This window comes from Pseudomonas extremorientalis (assembly GCF_001870465.1).
Taxonomy (GTDB): domain Bacteria; phylum Pseudomonadota; class Gammaproteobacteria; order Pseudomonadales; family Pseudomonadaceae; genus Aquipseudomonas; species Aquipseudomonas extremorientalis.
Window position 1 is genome coordinate 53,150 of the sequence record NZ_MDGK01000024.1, and the last position, 20,057, is coordinate 73,206.

Consider the following 20,057-nt stretch of genomic DNA (forward strand, 5'->3'; position numbering starts at 1 on the left):
TCACGGAATCATCGATGACCGACCAAAGCGCCCCGGCCCTCAAGGAAATCTTCAACGTCGAACGCCTGCAACACATCGCCACCGAGATGACGGCGGTGTACCCGGCGTTCGACGCCAAGGGGTTCCTCAAGCACGCCAAGGCCGGGCTGGCCGAATTGTCGGTGATGCAGCGCATGGCGCGGGTCAGCGAGAGCCTGCATGCGGTGATCCCGCTGGATTACCCGCAAACGCTGAAGCGGCTCTACGCCCTGGCCCCGCGCCTGAACAGTTCGTTTGTCAGCCTGTTCCTGCCGCACTTCGTGGCGAGCTACGGGCGGGATGATTTCAAACGTTCAATGGCCGCGCTCAAGTACTTCACGACGTTTGGCTCCGCCGAATTCGCGATCCGCCATTTTCTACTGCACGACTTCCCGCGCACGTTGGCGGTGATGCACGAATGGTCGCTGGATACCAACGAACACGTGCGCCGCCTGGCCAGCGAAGGTTCGCGGCCGCGCTTGCCCTGGTCGTTCCGCCTGGCCGAAATACAGGCCAACCCCGAACTGTGTGCGTCGATCCTCGACAACCTCAAGGCAGATACCAGCCTGTACGTGCGCAAGTCGGTGGCCAACCACCTCAACGACATCACCAAGGACCACCCGGAATGGGTGCTCAGCCTGATCGAAGGTTGGAATCTGGATAACCCTCACACCGCCTGGATCGCCCGCCACGCGCTGCGCAGCCTGATCAAGCAAGGTAACACGCGTGCGCTGACGATCATGGGGGCCGGGGCCAGGGCCGACGTGAAGATCCACCATCTGCAAGTGACGCCAGCGGTGATCAACCTGGGAGAGCGGATCAACCTGTCCTTCACCCTGGAATCCACCGCCGCAGCCCCACAGAAGCTGGTGGTGGACTACGCCATCGACTATGTGAAAAGTGCCGGCCACAGTACGGCGAAGGTGTTCAAGCTCAAGGCGTTTACCCTCGGCGCTGGCGAGCTTCACAGCATCCGCCGTGAGCAACATATCCGCGAGTTGACCACGCGCAAGCATTACCCCGGCAAGCATGTCGTCCATGTGCTGATCAACGGCGAGAAGCTTGCCAGCGCCGACTTCGAACTGAGAAACGACTGACACAAATCAAAGAAAAGGCTCTAGCACGGGCCTTTCAGCCACATAAATTGTCGAACAATCCTGGCTTTCTTAGTTGCGAGCAATTATCATCCAGCGCCTTCTCGCTACCCACCGGGTAGCTGTTTCAATGTGTCACCCGAGGCGCCCATGTACCGTTTTTCGTTTCACCGCCCCCTGATTGCCATCAGCTTGGGGCTTGTTGCTCCTGGCGTATTTGCCGCGCTGCAGCCCCTGGCCGAAGCACCACTGGCCAGCGACACCGAGCTGCACTGCCACTTCAGCCGCGACGCCAGTACCGACTGCACCACCACCTACCGCTATACGATCCTCAAGCCGAGCGGCCGCGAAATGCTCTCACGCATCGACTTCGATTATTCCGAAGGCGACATCTTTGAAGTGATCAGCGCGCAGTCCACTCAGCCCGGCGCCAAACCAGTGGCGCTGGATGCGACGCAGATCGACACCCGCATCGCGCCCAATCCGGACCAGGGCTTCAGCCGCGACAAACAGACCTCTCTAGCCTTCCCCAACCTGCGCGTCGGCACGCAGATTCGCTACACCGTACGCGAGCACCACGCCGCCAAGCCCTTGATGACCCAGTTTCACTACGTGCTCAAATTCGGCGCCAGCCCGGCGCGGCGCGACCGGTTCAAGGCGCGTTTTACTGCCGAGCGCCCCATCCAGTGGCGCAGCGAACTGTTCGAGGGTTTCAGCGTAACGCCGTCGCAGAATGGCAAGACCCTGGACGTGGTGCAAAAGGCCCCGACCTACCTCAACTACATCAACGAAGCTTCCAACGCCGCGTTGCTGCGCATCCCGCGTATCGAGATAGGCAGTGCTCTGGAGCCTCAGGCGTACTTCGGGGCGTTCGCGCAGCGCTACAACCAGATCCTCGGTGCCAACCTGCCACCACAAGGTGCTGCTGCCGTGGTTGCCGTACGCGGTTTGGCACCGGCCGAACAGGTTGCGGCATTGATGCAGCACATCAACGATCACTATCGCTACCTGGGTGACTGGCGTGCGACAGAGCGCGGCTACGTGCCCTTCAACCTCGCTGAAATCGAACAACACGGTTATGGCGACTGTAAGGACCTGGCAATCCTGCTGACCGCCTTGCTCAAGGCCAGTGGCATCAAGGCCGAGACCGCCTGGGTCAGCCGGGGCGATGTGGTCGAGTCGCTACTGATCCCCGGCCCCCAGGCGCCGAACCACGCCATCGTCCGCGCCGAAGTGGATGGCCAGGTGTGGTGGCTCGACCCGACCAACCCGGTGTTCGCCCCCGGTCAGGTCATGCCCGATATCCAGGACCGCTGGGTGCTGGTCAACGACGCCCAGGGTCAGGTGCGCGAGGAACATATCCCGCTGGAACGCCCCGAAACCACCCTGCGCCTGGATAAACAGGTGCACTACGACAAACAAGGCTACGGCACGACCCAGGCCACGATCACCTTCAGTCGCCTGCCGCTGATGCAACTGAGCGTCGCCGACCGCCAGCAAGGCAGCACCGCCACCGACCAGGACATCTGCGCCAACTTCGGCAACGAGATCAGCGACTGCCAGATCACCCGCCCGGCCACCGGCTTTGTGGTACATGACGGCTATACCGTCACGGCCAAAATGAATGATCAGCGTGCGCTGGAAAAGCTGGCGAATGACTACGTATATAGCGATGAATCGCTCAAGGGTCGTTGGGATGGTTTTATCAACTACCGCCGCCAAGGGCAGCAGGCCGAGCTTGATCTGGGCAACCCGCAAACCCATGACTACAGCATCACCCTGAGCGGTGGGCGGATGGAAAAAGCCATCCCGGGTTGCCAGGTGCGTTCGCCGTGGTATGACTTGGATCTGCAGGGTTCGCAGGCGAATGGCGGGCTGCGTTATCACTATCGCCTGAGCCAGAAGGTGCGTTGGTTGAGCCGTGATGAGATTGTCAGCAAGGCGTTCGGGAAAATGATCGAGGATGCACGGGCTTGCGCGGAGCAGGTGCATCAGGTGGTGAAACTCTAACCCTCTGTTGGGCAGGCCTGGCATCAGGCCTCGCCCAACAACAACCCCTGCTCCCGCGCGCACAACTCCACCACGTAATCCCACAACACCCGCAGCCGCACTGACTTGTGCAATTCCCGGCGCGAGCTGATCCAGTAGCTGCGCTGGATCCCCTCCCCCGGCAGCAACGGCACCAGGTCCGGGTCGCCGGCGGCCATGAAGCACGGTAATACCGCAATCCCCAAACCGGAGCGCGCCGCCTGATGCTGGGCGATCACGCTGGTGCTGTGGAACACCACCTTGGGGTTGCGGCAGAAGCTGCTGAGGAATTTGAGTTCCTGGCTGAACAGCAGGTCGTCGACGTAATCGATCCAGGCGTGTGCCGCAAGGTCTTCGCGCTTTTCAATCGGCGGGTTGCGCGCCAGGTAGGCGCGACTGGCATAGAGGGCCAGGCGGTAGTCGGTAAGTTTGCGCGTGACCAGTTGATCGACGCTCGGCCGCTCGAGGTGGATGCTGATTTCCGCTTCGCGGTTGAGGATGCTGACAAAGCGCGGCACCGCCACCAGCTCCACTTCCAACCCGGGGTAGCGCTCGAACAGCCCGCCCATGCGGCTGGCCAGGAACATCACGCCCAGGCCTTCGGCCACACCCAGGCGGATCTTGCCCAGGGGCGCGGCAGCATGAGTCAGCTCGTCTTCGGCCAGCAGTGCGACGTTTTCCATGGCCTCGGCATGTTTTAGCAGGGCCTCGCCGGCGGGGGTCAGTTCGTAGCCCTGGGCATGCTGCACGAATAGCGCGGTGCCGAGACTTTTCTCGATCGCCTCGATATGCCGGGCCACAGTGGCGTGGGTGGTTTTCAGGCGTTGCGCGGCGGTGAGCAAGCGACCGCTGCGCTGCAGCTCGAGAAAGTACCGCAGGTCATTCCAGTCGAACATGACGCCTCCATTGCCTATCCCTGGGCTACGCTGTTTAAAAACGCACAGCAGCTGGGTAAAAACTAACATTTTTAAGACGAAAACTAACAACTAGGATGGGGCCAATAAGAAAAACAAGCGAGACCTTCAGATGCCCATTGCAACTGCTGAATACGATTACATCGTCGTAGGCGCCGGCCCAGCGGGCTGCCTGCTGGCCAATCGACTGTCCGCCAACCCCGCCCACCGCGTGCTGCTGCTCGAAGCCGGTGGCCGCGACAATTACCCCTGGATCCATATCCCCGTCGGCTACCTGTTCTGCATCGGCAACCCACGCACCGACTGGTGCTTCAAGACCGAAGCCCAGGAAGGCCTGCAAGGCCGTGCGCTGAGTTATCCACGGGGCAAGGTGCTGGGCGGCTGCTCCTCCATCAACGGCATGATCTACATGCGTGGCCAGGCCCGGGACTACGACGGCTGGGCGGCCGCAGGTAATGAAGGTTGGGCGTGGAAGGACGTGCTGCCGCTGTTCAAGCAGAGCGAGAACCACTTTGCCGGCGGCTCGGAATTTCACAGCGACGGCGGTGAATGGCGAGTCGAGCAACAGCGTCTGCACTGGCCGATCCTCGATGCGTTCCGCGATGCGGCGGCGCAGAGCGGCATCGCCAACATCAGCGATTTCAACCAGGGCGATAACGAAGGCTGCGGCTACTTCCAGGTCAACCAGAAGGCCGGGGTACGCTGGAACGCGGCCAAGGCGTTTCTCAAGCCGGTGCGCCAGCGCCCCAACCTCACCGTGCTGACCGAAGTGGAAGTGGACCGCGTGCTCCTGGAAAACGGCCGTGCCTGCCAAGTGGTCGGGCGTCAACACGGCCAGCAAGTGAGCTGGAAAGCGCGCAAGGAGATTGTGCTGTGCGCCGGTGCAGTGGGTTCGCCGGGCATCCTGCAACGGTCAGGGATCGGTCCCGCCAACGTGCTTAAGCCACTGGGCATCGAAGTGCTGCATGAACTGCCCGGCGTCGGCGGCAACCTCCAGGACCACCTGCAACTGCGGCTGATCTACAAACTGGAAAACGCCCGCACCCTCAACCAGATCGCCGGCACCCTGTGGGGCAAGATGGGCATGGGCCTGCGCTACCTCTACGACCGCAGCGGCCCGCTGTCGATGGCGCCCAGTCAACTGGGTGCGTTTGCGCGCTCGGGTCCGGAACAGACCTCGGCCAACCTGGAATACCACGTACAGCCACTGTCCCTGGAGCGTTTCGGCGAACCGTTGCACGGGTTCCCGGCGTTTACCGCGTCGGTCTGCGACTTGCGTCCGCAGAGCCGGGGCCGTATCGACATCCGCTCGGCCAACCCGGCGGACGCACCGCTGATCCGCCCCAACTACCTCAGCCATCCGGAAGACCTGCGCGTGGCCGCCGATGCGATCCGCCTGACGCGCCGCATCGTCGCCGCACCGGCCCTGAGCCAGTTCAAGCCGGTGGAGTATCTGCCGGGCGATTCGCTGCAGACCGAAGCGCAATTGCACGAAGCCGCCGCACGCATCGGAACGACGATCTTCCACCCGGTCGGCACCTGCCGCATGGGCAACGATAAAGACGCAGTGGTCGACGCCCAACTGCGGGTGCACGGCGTGCCCGGCTTGCGCATCGCCGACGCTTCGATCATGCCGCGCATCACCTCTGGCAATACCTGTTCACCCACGCTGATGATCGCGGAGAAGGCCGCGCAGCTGATCCTTTCGCCGAATACAAGGAGTCTCGCCCCGGAGAAAGAACTGGTTCATGCAATCTGAATAGCGGCGCCGAACCTGGCGCCGACAGTGGAACAACAATAAATAATCACTGTGAGGGCTACCCGATGTCAGAACATGCTCAAACCCTGGGCTCGCCGGTCGACGCGAGCACCAGCAACGACTCAAAGAAAGTCATCTTCGCCTCGTCCCTGGGGACGGTGTTCGAGTGGTATGACTTTTTCCTCTACGGCGCCCTGGCGGCGGTGATCAGCAAGCAGTTCTTCGCCGGGGTCAACGACACCACGGCATTCATCTTTGCCCTGATGGCCTTTGCGGCCGGCTTTGTAGTGCGGCCCTTCGGTGCGCTGGTGTTTGGTCGGTTGGGCGACATGATCGGGCGCAAGTACACCTTTTTGGTCACCATCATTCTGATGGGCGTGGCGACCTTCTGTGTCGGGTTGCTGCCAACCTACGCCAGCATCGGCATCGCAGCGCCGATCATCCTGATCGTACTGCGCATGCTGCAGGGCCTGGCGCTGGGCGGCGAATACGGCGGCGCCGCAACCTACGTGGCCGAGCACGCACCGGCCGGCAAGCGCGGCTTCCACACCAGCTGGATTCAATCCACGGCGACCATCGGCCTGCTGCTGTCGCTGCTGGTGGTGCTGGCCTGCCGTTACTTCACCGGTGACCAGTTCGAAGTCTGGGGCTGGCGCATTCCGTTCCTGTTCTCCATCGTGCTGCTGGGCATTTCCACCTGGATCCGCATGAGCCTGCACGAATCGCCCGCGTTCCTGAAAATGAAAGAGGAAGGCAAGGCCAGCAAGGCGCCGATCCGTGAGTCCTTCGGCAAATGGGAAAACCTCAAGGTGGTGCTGATCGCGCTGTTCAGCATCAACGGCGGGCAAGCGGTAACCTTCTACGCGGCGCAGTTCTACGTGCTGTTCTTCCTCACGCAGTTCCTGAAGATGGACCCGGCCCTGGCCAACATGCTGTTGATCATCAGCGTGGTGATCGGTGCACCGTTCTTTATCTTCTTCGGCTGGCTGTCGGACAAGATCGGGCGCAAGCCGGTGCTGATGCTCGGCCTGCTGCTGGCCACCGTGCTGTATTTCCCGATCTTCAAGAGCCTGGCGCACTACACCAACCCGGCGATGGACCAGGCCAGCACCCAGGCGCCGATCACCGTGATGGCCGACCCGGCCACCTGCACCTTCCAGTTCGACCCGGTGGGCAAGGCGAAATTTGACAGCCCGTGCGACAAGGTCAAGACCTTCCTGGTCAAGCAAGGCCTGCCCTACAGCAGCGTCGCCGCCCCCGCCGGCAGCCCCGTGCAAGTGAGCGTGGGCGACGTGCGTATCGATGGTTTTGACGAAAAAGCCCTGCGTGGCGCGGTGACCCTGGCCGGCTATCCGTCTTCGGCGGACGTGGCCCAGGTCAACAAGACCATGGTGGTGGTGCTGATCGTGGCGCTGATCCTGATTGCCGCGATGTGCTACGGCCCGCTGGCAGCGCTGATGGTGGAGCTATTCCCGACGCGTATCCGCTACACCTCGATGTCCCTGCCCTACCACATCGGTAACGGCTGGTTTGGCGGGTTCCTGCCGACCGTATCGTTTGCCCTGGTGGTCTACACCGGCGATATCTTCTACGGCCTGTGGTACCCGGTGGTGGTGACCGGGGTGAGTTTGATCGTGGGGATGGTCTGCCTTAAAGAGACCCGTCACGTGGATATCGATAACAACTAACCCGATCTCCTGAGCACAGAAGATCCGCTGTGGGAGGGGGCAAGCCCCTCCCACATTTGCCTTCAGGCGCCTACATAAATTGCTGTACATCCATACAGATAATGGTTGATCAATGCGCGCCGACTGAGCATCCTGCACAGCATCAACCCGATCTGTGTGACGACCATGCGCCTGTACCTCTGTGAAAAACCCTCCCAGGCCAAGGACATTGCGGCCGTGCTCGGCGCCAGCCGCCGTGGCGAGGGGTGCTGGCTGGGCAATGGGGTCACGGTCACCTGGTGCATCGGCCACCTGCTGGAAACCGCCCCGCCGGATGCCTACGACGAAAAGTACAAGCGCTGGGTACTGGCCGACCTGCCCATCGTCCCGGAAAAATGGAAGATGCGCGTCAAGCCCAAGACCGCCAGCCAGTTCAAGGCGGTCAAGCGCCTGCTGGGGGAAGCCCAGGAGCTGGTGATCGCCACCGACGCCGACCGTGAAGGCGAGATGATCGCCCGCGAGCTGGTGGAGCATTGCCGTTATCGCGGGCCGATCCAGCGGCTGTGGCTATCCGCGCTGGATGATGCCTCGATCCGCAAGGCCCTGGCGGCGCTCAAGCCGGGCGCCGAGACGTTCAGCCTGTATCACTCGGCCCTGGGCCGCTCCCGCGCCGACTGGCTGATTGGCATGAACATGAGCCGCCTGTTCACCTTGCTCGGGCGCCAATCCGGTTACCAGGGCGTGTTGCCCGTAGGCCGGGTGCAAACGCCAACCCTGCGCCTGGTGGTGGACCGCGATCGCAGCATCGCCGATTTTGTGCCGGTGGCTTACTGGGCCATCGATGTCGACCTGCGCCACGGGGGCATGACCTTTACCGCCCAATGGCGCGCGCCCGAGGACGCCTGTGACGACCAGGGCCGCTGCCTCAAACCGCAGTTGGCGCGGGACGCGGCCGACGCCATGACCAACGCCGCCACCGCCCTGCTGGTGAAACTGCGCACCGAGCGCATGCGTGAAGTGGCGCCCCTGCCCTTCGACCTGGGCACCCTGCAGGAAATCTGCTCCAGGAAGCTCGGCCTTGGCGCCCAGGAAACCCTGGATATCGCCCAGTCGTTGTATGAAACCCATAAAGTCATCACCTACCCGCGCAGTGATTGCGGCTATCTACCGATGAGCCAGCACCCCGACGCGCCGAAGATCCTGGCTGCGTTGGCACGTGCGGATACCGCAGTGAACGAGCTGATGCCGCATATCGATGCCCAGCGACGCTCGCGGGCGTGGAACGATGCCAAGGTCAGCGCTCACCACGGCATCATCCCTACCGGCGCCGGCAAGGATGTGGAACAACTCACCGGCAAGCATCGTGCGGTGTATACCCTGATCCGCGCACGCTACCTGGCGCAGTTCCTGCCCAACCATGAGTACGATCGCACCCAGGCGGATTTCGACTGTGCGAATCAGGCGTTGCGTGCAGTGGGCAAAGTAGTGATCGAACCGGGCTGGAAACGCGCCCTGCCCGAAGCCCTGGCGCCAGCCAAGGGACGTGAAGCGCCGGCTCCGCAAGCCCTGCCGCCATTGGTACAGGGCCAGGATTATGGGGTGGCCAGGGTCAACCTCAAGGACCTGTGGACCCAACCGCCCAAACCCTTTACCGAAGGTGACCTGATCAAGGCGATGAAAAACGTCGCCAAGTTGGTGGAAGACCCGCTGCTCAAGCAAAAGCTCAAGGACACCACCGGCATCGGCACCGAGGCCACCCGCGCTGGCATCATCCAGGGGCTGTTGGACCGTGGTTACCTGGTGAAGAACGGCAAGGCGCTATCAGCTACACCGGCGGCATTCAGCCTGATCGACGCCGTGCCCCGGGCCATCGCCGACCCAGGCACCACCGCCATCTGGGAGCAGGCCCTGGACATGGTGCAAAGCGGCGAAATGAGCCTGGAAGACTTCGTCGCCAAGCAGGCGGCCTGGATGAGCAAGCAGGTCGCCCGTTGCAATGGCATGCGCATGACCATCACCGGTCCCGCCAGCCCGGCAGGCCGAGGTGCCACGCCATGGAAAAAGAAACGCAAGAGCACGCCACGCAAGACGACGGCCAGTCCCAAGCGGGCCAAAAAACCGACAAATGCCGGCTAAACACCCAAAAAAACCGGCGAATGACGTTTTTCGACGGGTTTAGCGCCGCTTTGGACCTTGCAGCGCGGTGGCCGGTCTAGGATTCTGTAGTGGGACCCTGACTAACCAACAACAACACCGGAGTGGCCGCCATGAAGACCGTTGCAGAAGTGCTCAAAGCCAAGGACCAGAAAAACCAGGAAGTGCATGTCATCAAACACGACCACACCGTGTTTGAAGCCTTGGTGCGGATGTCGGAGAAAAACGTCGGGGCCTTGCCGGTGGTCCAGGATGACGTAGTGGTCGGGATCATCAGCGAGCGTGATTACGCCCGCAAAATCATGCTCAAGGGGCTGTCGTCGGTCACCACCAAGGTCCATGAGGTGATGAGCTCCCCGGTGATCACCGTCGACACCCATAAAAAGGTCGATGAGTGTATGAATATCATGACCGACAGTCACCTGCGCCACCTGCCCGTGGTCGAAGACGGCAAGCTGTTGGGGCTGCTGTCCATCGGCGACCTGGTCAAGGAAGCCATTGCCGACCAGGCTGACCTGATCAAACAGCTGGAGCAGTACATCCGCGGCGAATAGGGGAGCCCATGCTCGACACGCTGAAACACCAAGAGAACCAACTCGATACCTTGCATCGGGCCATGGCCGAACGGCACTTTCTGGTGTTGACCGGTGCGGGGATCAGCACGTCGTCGGGCATTCCCGACTACCGCGACAGTGACGGCGTGCGCCGGGGCAAGGCGCCGATGATGTACCAGGAGTTCCTCGCCACCGCGCAGGCACGCCGCCGTTATTGGGCGCGGGCGATGCTCGGGTGGCCGAGGGTCCGCATTGCGCAGCCGAACAAGGCGCACCTGGCATTGGCGACATTGCAGCAACGCGGGCGTATCAGCGGGCTGATCACACAAAACGTCGACACCCTGCATGATCAGGCCGGCACCCATGATGTAATCGAACTGCACGGCAGCCTGCACCGGGTGCTGTGCCTGGATTGCCAGTTGCGCAGTGCACGCGATGCAATTCAGCGGCAGATGGAAATCGACAACCCCTACCTGGCGCAGGTCCATGCGGTGCAGGCGCCCGATGGAGACACCTTGCTCGACCCTGCTTTTGAAGAACACTTTCAGGTCCCCCACTGCCCCCATTGCAATGGCGAGCGCCTGAAGCCGGATGTGGTGTTTTTCGGTGAGAACGTAGCACCGGCGACAGCAGCCAGGGCAATGGCCGCCGTCGGCCATGCCGAGGGCTTGCTGGTAGTCGGTTCGTCGCTGATGGCCTATTCGGCATTCCGCCTGTGCAAAGCCATGGTCGAACAGGGCAAACCCGTCATCGCCATCAACCTGGGCAAGACCCGCGCAGATGAGCTGTTGCAGGTGAAGATCGAAGCCGAGTGCGAGCGACTTTTGCCGCGTTTGGTCGAACGGTTACGGTAACTCAATCAAGCGCAGATCCTTTGTGGCGAGCGGGCTTGTCCCGCGTTGGGCTGCAGAGCAGCCCCAATCCAGGCGCTGAAAAGTTCCTGATGCTGCGCAGTGTTCTTATTGGGGCCGCTTCGCAGCCCAACGCGGGACAAGCCCGCTCGCCACAACAGGCGTTATACAGCCTGACCTGCACTTCCAGAAAATGACGCCCAAGTCACGTTTTCCCGCATTCTCCCGTCCCCACGGCAATTTATGTAGTGAGCAAAAATAATCACTACATAAGCGTTGACGTAACCATTTTGTCCTTGCATTATCGAGACGTCTCCCGGATCGGGAGCGTTGGCAACAAGCGTTTTGAACAAGTTCGTCTGACCGCCGAGCTGTTTTTTCCGGATGTGCACTGCCCACAAGGCAGATTGATGAAGCTGACCGGCCCTAAGGGCTCGGTACAAGGCGCTCAAATGCGGCTTGTCTTCGTTATGAATGCATTGCGTAGCAGTTCATCAGCAAGACTACATGCATCAGGTTCAAGACCCTGCCCGTATTCGGCAGACCGTCGCTGACGCCCGGTTTTCGCAACCGGAGACAACTTACGAAGTATTAACGAACCAACTGATAGATCGCCAACTGGTCAAGGGGCTTACACATGAATCTGAACAACCAACCAACTATCGATGAATTGGCTGAGATGTTCGCAGCGCAGAAAGACACACTCGACGACCATATCCTGTGGATTGGCAAATCGGGCGAAGTGCAAATTGACTGCCTGGCGCCCCACACCGAAGAAGCCGAGTTCGACCGCAATAACCGTGAACTGGCGGCGCGCCTGAAGATGTACCGCCGTGGCCAGGGTTATGTCGGCAAGAAAGCAGCCGCCGATCGCAACTTTATCGAGCAGGTCTTCCACACACTTAATACCGAATGGCAGAATCTCAAGGGCCAATCGCAAGTTAAAGTGATTGATAGATACTGCTGATAACACCGCATTAAACATTTAAGCCCGCTTGTTGATTCGAGCGGGCTTTTTAATTGCGGCTCTACAACACTGCGGGAAATCGTCCCTTCTTCGCTTCGTCGCAAAAGATATCAAACAACACCTGCGCTGCCGCCGAGAGTTCATGGCCGGGTTTGGTCAGCACCCCAATCGGTCGTTCAATGACCGGATCGGTCAAGGTGATGCAATGAGCCCCCGCCTCCTCCATCTGCCGCGCACACAATGCGGGGACGGCGCTGACACCCAACCCCGTCGCTACCATCTTGCCTACAGTCGCCAGTTGATGGCTTTCCAGCGCCACCGGCAACTTCATCTGCCGCGCCCCCAGATGCTCCTCCAGCATCACCCGCACCGTCGAAGGTCGCTGCAACGTGATGAACGGCTGCTCCAGCAAGGTTTTCCAGTCGATTTCATCAAGCTCGACCAACGGCGAATCCCCCGGCACCACGGCAATGAAGCGATCCAGGTACAACGGCGTGAACGCCAGCGACGAACCGTCTGAAGGCTCGAACGCCACGCCCAGCTCCACCTGGCGGTCGCGCACCATTTCCAGCACCTGCTCGTTGATCAAGTCGTGCACGGTGACATTCACCTGCGGGTAACGCGCGCGGAATATCTTCAGGATCGGCGGTAGCAAGTTGCCCGCGAACGATGGCATCGCCGCCACCGTGACCCGCCCGCGTTGCAGGGTAAAGCGCTGGCGCAGTTCGTCCTCGGTGTTGTCCCAGTCGGCAATCAAGCGGCGCGCCAACGGCAGCAGGGATTCCCCCTCGGGTGTCAACGCGACGTTGCGCGTATTACGGCTGAACAGGCGCCCACCCAGGCCTTCTTCCAGACCCTTGATGGTCAAGCTCAGTGCCGACTGGGAAAGGTGCAGGCGTTCGCAGGCGGCGGCGAAACTCAGGCTCTGGGCCACGGCGAGAAACGCGCGCATCTGTTTAACTGTCATGACGCTACTCCAAATGGCCAGGCGACTATGCTGTTTTTTAAATCAATCAACCTTAAAAAACAACTTAACAAATCAATCCGTCGGAGCAACACTCGGTTCATTGGCTGGCCCACAAACAATAAAAGAGGTGCATATGGCAGGTTTCGATAAACGCGTGGCGTCCTACGAGGAAGCACTGGCGGGCCTGGAAGACGGCATGACCGTACTCTCCGGCGGTTTTGGCCTGTGCGGCATTCCGGAAAACCTCATTGCCGAGATCAAGCGCAAAGGCACCCGCGACCTCACCGTGGTATCCAACAACTGCGGCGTCGACGGCTTTGGCCTGGGCGTGCTGCTGGAGCAGAAGCAGATCAGCAAGGTGATCGCCTCCTACGTGGGTGAAAACGCCCTGTTCGAGAAGCAGTTGCTCAGCGGCGAAATCGAAGTGGTGCTGACCCCCCAGGGCACCCTGGCCGAAAAAATGCGCGCGGGCGGCGCCGGCATCCCGGCCTTCTTCACCGCCACCGGTGTTGGCACTCCGGTGGCCGAAGGCAAGGAAACCCGTGAATTCAATGGTCGTCCGTACCTGATGGAAGAATCCATCACCGGCGACTTCGCCATCGTCAAAGGCTGGAAAGCCGACCACTTCGGCAACGTCATCTACCGCCACACCGCCCAGAATTTCAACCCGCTGGCTGCCACCGCCGGCAAGATCACCGTGGTCGAAGTCGAAGAAATCGTCGAACCGGGCGAGCTGGACCCGGCGCAGATCCACACCCCTGGCATCTACGTCGACCGGATCATCTGCGGCACGTTCGAGAAGCGCATCGAACAGCGCACCGTACGCAAATAATCCGCCCCCAGCCCGAACAATAAGGACACATAAAATGGCTCTTACCCGCGAACAAATGGCTCAACGCGTCGCCCGCGAAATGCAGGACGGTTTCTACGTCAACCTGGGCATCGGCATTCCGACCCTGGTGGCCAACTACATTCCGGAAGGCATGGAAGTGATGCTGCAATCGGAAAACGGCCTGCTCGGCATGGGCCCGTTTCCGACCGAAGACACCATCGACGCCGACATGATCAACGCCGGCAAGCAGACCGTGACCGCGCGTATCGGCGCGTCGATCTTCTCGTCCGCCGAGTCCTTCGCGATGATCCGCGGCGGCCACGTCGACCTCACTGTACTCGGCGCGTTTGAAGTCGACGTACAAGGCAACATCGCCTCGTGGATGATCCCCGGCAAGCTGGTCAAGGGCATGGGCGGCGCCATGGACCTGGTGGCCGGTGCAGAAAACATCATCGTGATCATGACCCATGCCTCCAAGGACGGTGAGTCCAAGTTGCTCAGCCAATGCAGCCTGCCGCTGACCGGCGCCCACTGCATCAAGCGTGTACTGACGGACCTGGCGTACCTGGAAATCGAAAATGGCGCTTTTGTCCTCAAGGAACGCGCACCTGGCGTCAGCGTTGAAGAGATTGTGCGCAAGACCGCCGGTAAACTGATCGTCCCGGACCACGTTCCAGAAATGCACTTCCAGTGAGGACAGATTCCATGCAAGACGTCGTGATTGTTGCTGCCACCCGCACCGCCGTGGGCAGCTTCCAGGGTTCGCTGGCGAACATTCCGGCACCGGAACTGGGCGCCGCCGTGATCCGTCGCCTGCTGGAGCAGACCGGCCTGGACCCGGCCGAAGTGGATGAAGTGATCCTCGGCCAGGTCCTCACCGCAGGCTCAGGCCAGAACCCGGCGCGCCAGGCGTCGATCCTGGCCGGCCTACCCCACGCGGTGCCCAGCCTGACCTTGAACAAGGTTTGCGGCTCGGGCCTCAAGGCCCTGCACCTGGGCGCCCAGGCCATCCGTTGCGGTGACGCCGACGTGATCATCGCCGGCGGCATGGAGAACATGAGCCTGGCTCCGTACGTACTGCCCGCCGCGCGCACCGGTTTGCGCATGGGCCATGCCAAAATGATCGACAGCATGATCACCGATGGCCTGTGGGACGCGTTCAACGACTACCACATGGGCATCACCGCCGAGAACCTGGTGGACAAGTACGGCATCAGCCGTGAAGCCCAGGATGCGTTCGCCGCCGCCTCCCAGCAAAAAGCCGTCGCTGCTATTGAAGCGGGCCGCTTTGTCGATGAGATCACACCGATCCTGATCCCCCAGCGCAAAGGCGACCCGGTGGCCTTCACCGTGGATGAGCAACCCCGCGCCGGCACCACCGCCGAATCCCTGGGCAAGCTGAAACCGGCGTTCAAGAAAGACGGCAGTGTCACCGCGGGCAACGCCTCCAGCCTCAACGACGGTGCCGCCGCGGTGCTGCTGATGAGCGCCGACAAGGCCAAGGCCCTCGGCCTGCCGATACTGGCGCGCATTGCCAGCTACGCCAACGCCGGCGTCGACCCGGCGATCATGGGCATCGGCCCGGTGTCGGCCACCCGCCGTTGCCTGGACAAAGCCGGTTGGAGCCTGGGCGACCTGGACCTGATCGAAGCCAACGAAGCCTTCGCCGCGCAATCCCTGGCGGTGGGCAAAGAGCTGGAATGGGACGCCGACAAGGTCAACGTCAACGGCGGCGCCATCGCCATCGGCCACCCGATCGGCGCCTCGGGCTGCCGCGTGCTGGTGACGCTGCTGCATGAAATGATCAAGCGTGATGCCAAGAAAGGCCTGGCGACGCTGTGCATCGGTGGCGGCCAGGGGGTAGCCCTGGCGCTCGAACGCATCTGATTCAAAGAGCAACATGGAAAGGGCCTGGTTCCACGAAAACCAGGCCTTTTCTTTACCCTTCAACCTCGCGTCTGCGGCACCGCTTTAATCCCCGTCAAATTCCCCCATACCTCCCAAGGAACCGCAATGCGCCATCTGGACGGCAAGCCAAAATCCTATCTCCTGTTCCTGCTGGCAGCCCTGGCCGTGGCAGGCTGTTCACCCAAGGATCAGTCCCGCGCACGGGCGATCAACGGCGAACAAAGCTCGTTCCTCTGATGGTGCGAACCTGTGGCGAGCGGGCTTGCCCCGCGTTGGGGTGCGAAGCAGACCCGCAACGAGCCGCCGAGTGGTATGTGATACACCGCATTGTGCTTGATTGGGGCTGCTGCGCAGCCCGACGCGGGGCAAGCCCGCTTGCCACAACAAGCCCGGTCATCACAACAAGCCTGCTTGCCACAGCAAGCCCGGTCACCACAGCAAGCCTGCTCACCTCGACGCTGATCAGCGCTTCAGGCAGCGCTGATAACGCTCGTCGACCCGCTGGGCAAACCACGCCGTGGTCAGGTTACGGGTGATCTTGGGACTCTTGAGCACGATGCCCGGCAGGATGGCCCGTGGCATCGGCTTGCCGGCGGCCTTGTCGGCCAGGGCAAATACGCGCTTGTAGAGGGTGGTGTCCTCGAAATCCAATTGCTCGCCCTGCTCCAGCTGACTGCGGATGCTGGGGTTGCGCATGTCCAGCCTGGCCCCCAATGAACGCACCGCCAACTCGGTGGTGCCGGGCAGCAGCGAGCCGTAGCGAATCAGATCTCCGTCCAAGGCCAACTCGGTGCCCGAAGCACGGCTGACGGCAGCCTGGAACGCGGCATTACGGCTGGCGTACCACCCGGCATTGAAATCGGCAAAGCGATACAGCGGCCGGTCGTAGCTCACCGGGTAACCCAGCAAGTGCGCGATGCCGAAGTACATGCCGCCACGACGGGTGAAGATTTCGCGACGAATTGTGCCATCCACCGTGTAGGGATAACCCCGCGCCTGTTTCTGCGCAAAGTCGATACTTACCTGCATCGGGCCTGCGGTATGCACCGGGTTGAAACCACCAAACAACGTGTTGCCCAGGGGCACCATGCTGATGAAGTCATCGAAGATGCCACTCAGGTCCTTCTCCGTGCGCGCAGCATTGAGGCGGTCGGCGTAGGTCTTGCCGCTGGGCGAGCGCAGTTGCAGGGCGCTGCGCACGACAAACGCCGGCACATGGACTTTGCCGGCACGCCGCAGGATTTCATCCTGGGCGATCTTGCCCATGTCTGGCACCGGTGGGTCGACCTGATAGGTCGACTCCTGCTCGGTCACCGCCAGCACGGCGCAGATGTTTTCCGTGCTGGGGTAGATGTTCTGGGTGTCAAAGGCCGTGTAGATGTCCTGGGCCCAGCCCTCGCGGTCAGCCACCTTGGTCGGCAGCAGGCGCACGATCTGCGCTTTCACCTCGGCCTCGCTGCGCTGCGGCTGTTGCGGGTTGCGCGTGGTGGAGCAACCGGCCAGTACCAGCAAAGTGGCAAGGCACAGGATCAGGCGGCTTGAATACATGGGGCTTCCTTGGCGACGATGGGCCGGGCATTGTTGATGTGGGAGGGGGCAAGCTCCCTCCCACATTTTACCTGTTGTGGTTCTAGATCCCCGCCAACGCCAGGTCCATCGCGAAGTAGGTGAAGATCAAGTCCGCACCCGCGCGCTTGATCGAGCCCAAGGTTTCACGCACCACACGGTCCTCATCAATCGCCCCGGCCTGGGCACCGAACTTGATCATCGCGTACTCGCCGCTCACCTGGTACGCCGCCACCGGCAGGCGCGAGGCTTCGCGGATGTCGCGGATGATGTCGAGGTAGGCACCGGCCGGCTTGACCATCAGCGCATCCGCGCCTTCCTGTTCATCCAGCAGCGATTCGCGTATGGCTTCGCGGCGGTTCATCGGGTTCATCTGGTAGCTCTTGCGGTCGCCCTTGAGCGCACTGCCGCCGGCTTCGCGGAACGGTCCGTAGAGGGCCGAGGCGAATTTGGTCGAGTAAGCCATGATCGGGATATGGGTGAAGCCCGCATCATCCAGGGCGCGGCGGATCGCCTGGACCTGGCCGTCCATCGCCGCCGAAGGGGCAATGACATCGGCACCGGCACGCGCGGCGGCCACGGCCTGCTTGCCGAGGTTGACCAGCGTCGCGTCGTTGTCGACATGGGCGCCGTGCATCACACCGCAGTGGCCATGGTCGGTGTATTCGCAGAAGCAGGTGTCGGACATCACGATCATTTCCGGCACAGCGTCCTTGATGATCGACGACATGCGCGAGACCAGGCCGCGCTCTTTCCAGGTGTCGCTGCCGCTGGCGTCCAGGTGGTGGGACACGCCGAAGGTCATCACCGACTTGATGCCGGCACGGGCATAGCGCTCGATCTCGCCGGCCAGTTTCTTCTCAGGGATGCGCTGCACGCCCGGCATGCTGGTGATTGGCACGAAGTCGTCGATTTCTTCTTCGACGAAGATCGGCAGCACCAGGTCGTTGAGGGTGAATTCGGTTTCCTGGAACAGGCCACGCAGCTCCGGGGAGCGGCGCAGGCGGCGTGGGCGGGCTTGGGGGAACTGGCTGGTCATGGTGGTCCTATCGCAAGGCAGAAAATCTTTGGGGCGAAAGCTTATGCCCCCAGGCCCCGGCAGCACAAACGCCGAGGGGCCAATAGTGTATTGCGGGGGCGGTAATAATTTATTGATCTAGAGCTGTACACGCCCGTCGATGCACACCGACACGGCGCCACCCATCCATATTTCAGTGCCCTGGCGCTCAACGTGGATCCGCCCTGCCCGGCCAATTGCCGTGCCCTGGCTGACCACATAGCGCTCGGGGGCCAGGCCCTCGCCGAGCAACCATTGCGCAAGCCCCGCATTCAAGCTGCCGGTGGCCGGGTCTTCCTGCGCGCCATCGCCTGCGATAAAGGCACGCACCTCAAATTGCGCATCCACATCGTCGCGACCGCCGTCACAGGGGGCGATCACGCCCACGGCCAGCCCCAGCAGTTGCGAATAGTCCGGCTGCAACGCCAGGACCTGGTCACGGTCTGCCAGCATTACCGCGAGCCAGCCAGCGCCATTGTCCACCCACTGGCTGCGCACGATGGCCCCGGGCTCCAGGCCCAAGCCCAGGCGCACGCGCTCCAGCAACGGCGCGTCCACGGCACCGGCGCGCAATAATGGCGGCGCGATAAATGCCAGTTCATCGCCTTGGCGACGGATACGCACCAGGCCGATTTCGCACTCCTGGATTATCTCCTCGCCCTTGGGAATACCACCTGCCTGCAGCCAGGCATAACAACTGCCGAGCGTCGGGTGTCCAGCAAAAGGCAGCTCCGTCAAGGTGGTGAAAATTCGCACCCGGTAGTCAGCCCGAGGATCACGCGGCGTCAGTAAAAACGTGGTTTCACTGAGGTTGGTCCAATTGGCGAAGTCCGCCATCTGTTGGTCGCTCAGGCTGTCGGCGCCAAACACCACCGCCAGCGGGTTGCCTTTGAGCGCCACGCGGCTGAACACGTCCAGCTGTTTGAAATCGAATGTCGGCATGCTTCAACTCGGAATATTAAGGCCACGGATCACCGCCGGCCGTGCGACGAAACCGTCCAGAGCGCGCAGTACATTGGGAAAGTCGGCAATGCCTACAAGGTCACCGGATTCGTAGAAGCCGATCAGGTTGCGGACCCACGGAAAGGTGGCGATGTCGGCGATGCTGTACTCGTCGCCCATGATCCACGTACGGCCCAGCAGGCGTTTTTCCAGCACGCCCAGCAGGCGCCGGGATTCGGCGGCGTAACGGTCGCGCGGGCGTTTGTCTTCGTAGGCCTTGCCGGCAAATTTGTTGAAGAAGCCCAACTGGCCGAACATCGGGCCGATACCGCCCATCTGGAACATCAGCCACTGAATAGTTTCATAACGTGTCGCCGGATCCTCGGAGAGCAACTGGCTGGATTTTTCCGCCAGGTAGATCAGGATCGCGCCGGACTCAAACAACGCCAACGGCTGGCCGCTGGGGCCATTGGGGTCGATGATCGCGGGGATCTTGTTGTTGGGGTTCAGCGACAGGAACTCGGGAGAGAGTTGGTCCTGGGTCTCGAAGCTGACCTTGTGCGCTTCATAGGGCAGGCCGAGCTCTTCGAGCATGATCGACACTTTTACCCCGTTGGGGGTCGGCAGCGAGTACAGTTGCAGGCGCTCCGGATGCTGGGCAGGCCATTTGCTGTTGATCGGGAAAGCAGCGAGTGGGTTCATCGGGAAGCCCTGTGTGTGTGTGCTGAAAGCCCCCATGATAGTCATCCGGCGAGCGTCCTGCATGGGTCATCAATACG

The 20,057-nt window shown here is 61.6% G+C and carries 18 protein-coding genes; 12 read left to right on the top strand and 6 right to left on the bottom strand.

The features are described from left to right. Window positions 1–14: 14 nt before the first annotated feature. Complete coding sequence (locus tag BFN10_RS10670) at window positions 15–1,115, top strand: DNA alkylation repair protein (RefSeq protein ID WP_071489655.1); 1,101 nt, start codon at window positions 15–17, stop codon at window positions 1,113–1,115. A 147-nt stretch (window positions 1,116–1,262) separates the two neighbouring features. Beyond that, window positions 1,263–3,122, top strand: coding sequence for a DUF3857 domain-containing transglutaminase family protein (locus tag BFN10_RS10675; protein WP_071489656.1), 1,860 nt, complete (start codon window positions 1,263–1,265; stop codon window positions 3,120–3,122). 23 nt (window positions 3,123–3,145) lie between these two features. Here the strand turns inward: BFN10_RS10675 and BFN10_RS10680 are convergent, their stop codons facing one another. Next, on the bottom strand, window positions 3,146–4,036 hold the full coding sequence (locus tag BFN10_RS10680; RefSeq protein WP_071489657.1) for a LysR family transcriptional regulator: 891 nt from the start codon (window positions 4,034–4,036) through the stop codon (window positions 3,146–3,148). A 130-nt stretch (window positions 4,037–4,166) separates the two neighbouring features. Here BFN10_RS10680 and BFN10_RS10685 point away from each other — a divergent pair, with 130 nt between their 5' ends. The 6 genes from BFN10_RS10685 (at window position 4,167) to BFN10_RS10710 (ending at window position 12,006) form a co-directional block, all read left to right on the top strand. Next, on the top strand, window positions 4,167–5,813 hold the full coding sequence (locus BFN10_RS10685) for a GMC family oxidoreductase (RefSeq protein ID WP_071489658.1): 1,647 nt from the start codon (window positions 4,167–4,169) through the stop codon (window positions 5,811–5,813). 65 nt (window positions 5,814–5,878) lie between these two features. Next, complete coding sequence (locus tag BFN10_RS10690; RefSeq protein WP_071489659.1) at window positions 5,879–7,501, top strand: MFS transporter; 1,623 nt, start codon at window positions 5,879–5,881, stop codon at window positions 7,499–7,501. A gap of 165 nt (window positions 7,502–7,666) precedes the next feature. Continuing rightward, on the top strand, window positions 7,667–9,616 hold the full coding sequence (locus tag BFN10_RS10695; RefSeq protein ID WP_071489747.1) for a DNA topoisomerase III: 1,950 nt from the start codon (window positions 7,667–7,669) through the stop codon (window positions 9,614–9,616). A gap of 131 nt (window positions 9,617–9,747) precedes the next feature. Continuing rightward, complete coding sequence (locus tag BFN10_RS10700; protein ID WP_071489660.1) at window positions 9,748–10,188, top strand: CBS domain-containing protein; 441 nt, start codon at window positions 9,748–9,750, stop codon at window positions 10,186–10,188. An 8-nt stretch (window positions 10,189–10,196) separates the two neighbouring features. Next, window positions 10,197–11,042: an NAD-dependent protein deacetylase gene (locus BFN10_RS10705; RefSeq protein WP_071489661.1), complete on the top strand. Its 846-nt coding sequence runs from the start codon at window positions 10,197–10,199 to the stop codon at window positions 11,040–11,042. Window positions 11,043–11,676: 634 nt separating this feature from the next. Continuing rightward, complete coding sequence (locus tag BFN10_RS10710) at window positions 11,677–12,006, top strand: hypothetical protein (protein WP_025854475.1); 330 nt, start codon at window positions 11,677–11,679, stop codon at window positions 12,004–12,006. Between the two features lie 61 nt (window positions 12,007–12,067). Here the strand turns inward: BFN10_RS10710 and BFN10_RS10715 are convergent, their stop codons facing one another. Next, on the bottom strand, window positions 12,068–12,973 hold the full coding sequence (locus BFN10_RS10715; protein ID WP_071489662.1) for a LysR family transcriptional regulator: 906 nt from the start codon (window positions 12,971–12,973) through the stop codon (window positions 12,068–12,070). 133 nt (window positions 12,974–13,106) lie between these two features. Between BFN10_RS10715 and BFN10_RS10720 the strand changes: the two genes are divergently transcribed. From BFN10_RS10720 to BFN10_RS29895, 4 genes are all read left to right on the top strand, one after another. Further along, the gene (locus tag BFN10_RS10720) at window positions 13,107–13,805 is read left to right on the top strand and encodes a CoA transferase subunit A (RefSeq protein WP_058425579.1); all 699 of its coding nucleotides are present in this window, start codon (window positions 13,107–13,109) and stop codon (window positions 13,803–13,805) included. 34 nt (window positions 13,806–13,839) lie between these two features. Then, window positions 13,840–14,499, top strand: coding sequence for a CoA transferase subunit B (locus tag BFN10_RS10725; RefSeq protein ID WP_071489663.1), 660 nt, complete (start codon window positions 13,840–13,842; stop codon window positions 14,497–14,499). A gap of 11 nt (window positions 14,500–14,510) precedes the next feature. Continuing rightward, window positions 14,511–15,692, top strand: coding sequence for an acetyl-CoA C-acetyltransferase (locus tag BFN10_RS10730; RefSeq protein WP_071489664.1), 1,182 nt, complete (start codon window positions 14,511–14,513; stop codon window positions 15,690–15,692). 126 nt (window positions 15,693–15,818) lie between these two features. Beyond that, the gene (locus BFN10_RS29895) at window positions 15,819–15,950 is read left to right on the top strand and encodes a hypothetical protein (RefSeq protein WP_256575431.1); all 132 of its coding nucleotides are present in this window, start codon (window positions 15,819–15,821) and stop codon (window positions 15,948–15,950) included. Window positions 15,951–16,175: 225 nt separating this feature from the next. Here BFN10_RS29895 and BFN10_RS10735 read toward each other — a convergent pair whose 3' ends face one another. The 4 genes from BFN10_RS10735 to BFN10_RS10750 form a co-directional block, all read right to left on the bottom strand. Next, window positions 16,176–17,261 carry a DUF1615 domain-containing protein gene (locus tag BFN10_RS10735; protein WP_071489665.1) on the bottom strand — a complete coding sequence of 362 codons (1,086 nt, stop codon included), beginning with the start codon at window positions 17,259–17,261 and terminating at the stop codon, window positions 16,176–16,178. Between the two features lie 82 nt (window positions 17,262–17,343). Then, on the bottom strand, window positions 17,344–18,318 hold the full coding sequence (gene hemB, locus BFN10_RS10740; protein ID WP_071489666.1) for a porphobilinogen synthase: 975 nt from the start codon (window positions 18,316–18,318) through the stop codon (window positions 17,344–17,346). A 117-nt stretch (window positions 18,319–18,435) separates the two neighbouring features. Then, complete coding sequence (locus BFN10_RS10745; protein WP_071489667.1) at window positions 18,436–19,278, bottom strand: PhzF family phenazine biosynthesis protein; 843 nt, start codon at window positions 19,276–19,278, stop codon at window positions 18,436–18,438. A gap of 3 nt (window positions 19,279–19,281) precedes the next feature. Next, complete coding sequence (locus BFN10_RS10750; RefSeq protein WP_071489748.1) at window positions 19,282–19,980, bottom strand: glutathione S-transferase N-terminal domain-containing protein; 699 nt, start codon at window positions 19,978–19,980, stop codon at window positions 19,282–19,284. Between the last annotated feature and the right edge of the window lie 77 nt (window positions 19,981–20,057).